Raw genomic sequence first — 1,353 nt, forward strand, 5'->3', positions numbered from 1 at the left:
CGATGCGGAAGACCGGGACGATCCACGCATCGCCGCGCTCAAGCAAACCGCGAAGACCCAGCCGAAGGCCGCCTACGACCTCGGCCTGCGCTATTTCCGCGGCGACGGCGTGCGCCAGGACAGCTACCAGGCGCTCAAGTGGATGCGCGAGGCCGCCGAACGCGGCGACCTGAACGCGCAAAAGGCGCTCGGCAGTTTCTACCTGTTCGGTCTCGAGGAAATGGGCTCGGATGCGCGCGAAGCGGAGAAGTGGCTGTCGATCGCGGCCGGCCGCGGCGACAAGGAATCGAAGAAGCTGCTCGACCTTGCACGCAAGGCCAAGAAGGAAGACGAAGAAGACTGGAAATGGCGCACGCAATGGCGTGACGTCTATTACGGCTACTGGTACTCGGGCTATCCGTACTACGGCGTCTGGCAGCAGACGTACTGGTACTACTGACCGGGTATCGAGCAACGGGGCGGCAGCGGGGAGACCACCATCGCGCGCCACGCCGGGGGGCTTATCGAAGTTCGCACGAACACATAAGCCGAACAACGACGCTAATCGATCGATAACGACATGAAGACCAACCTTTCCCAACGTCTCACTCAAGGCGCGCTGGTTGCAGCGCTTGGCGCGGCCGTCGCGGGTTGCGGCGGCGTGGTGACGCCCGGCGGGCAGAACGCCGGCGTGACGGGCGCGGCGGCCGGCGGCGCGAGCGCCGGCGCCGATTCGCAACTGCAGCGTTGCCCGTCGCCGCTCGGCACGATCGCGGTCGACGACGGCCGCAACGCCGACTGGTGGGGCCAGTTCGGCAGCGCGACCAAGGTGACGAGCATCGATCCGCTGCTGCGGCTGGCGGTGCAGCAGTCGAACTGCTTCGTGATCACGTCGATCGGCAACCAGAAGAGCGACGCGCGCCTGTCGCGCATCACGCAGCTGCAACGCAACTCGGGCGAATACCGCGCGGGCTCGAAGCAGCAGAAGGGCCAGCGCGTCGCGGCCGACTACTACATGGAACCGCAGATCGTGATCAACGATTCGCCGATCGGCGGGATCGGCAGCATGATCGGCGGGCTGATCGGCAACAGCGCGGTGGCGGCGGTGGCGGGCCACCTGCAGACGAAGGCGTCGGTGGTGACGCTGACGCTGTTCGACGTGCGCTCGGCGGTGCAGATCGCGGCGTCGGAAGGCAGCTCGACGGCGACCAACTACGGCGCGGCGCTGGGCGGCTTCGGCGGCGGGGTGGGCGGCGCGCTGGCGGGCTTCTCGTCGACGCCGGAAGGCAAGGCGACGGTCGTCGCGTTCATCGACGCGTACAACAAGATGGTCGTCGCGCTGCGCAGCTACAAGGCGCAGGACGTCAAGGGCGG

At 67.3% G+C, this 1,353-nt stretch carries 2 protein-coding genes; both read left to right on the plus strand.

Going from position 1 to position 1,353, the window contains the following annotated elements:
* A partial coding sequence (locus J8I35_RS34345) for an SEL1-like repeat protein (protein WP_209929389.1) occupies positions 1 to 439 on the plus strand: 439 nt, incomplete at its 5' end.
* Positions 440 to 559: 120 nt separating this feature from the next.
* The coding region (locus J8I35_RS34350; protein WP_209929390.1) for a hypothetical protein at positions 560 to 1,353 on the plus strand (794 nt) is incomplete at its 3' end.

Source organism: Burkholderia sp. CpTa8-5 (genome assembly GCF_017815045.1).
Lineage (GTDB): Bacteria > Pseudomonadota > Gammaproteobacteria > Burkholderiales > Burkholderiaceae > Burkholderia > Burkholderia sola.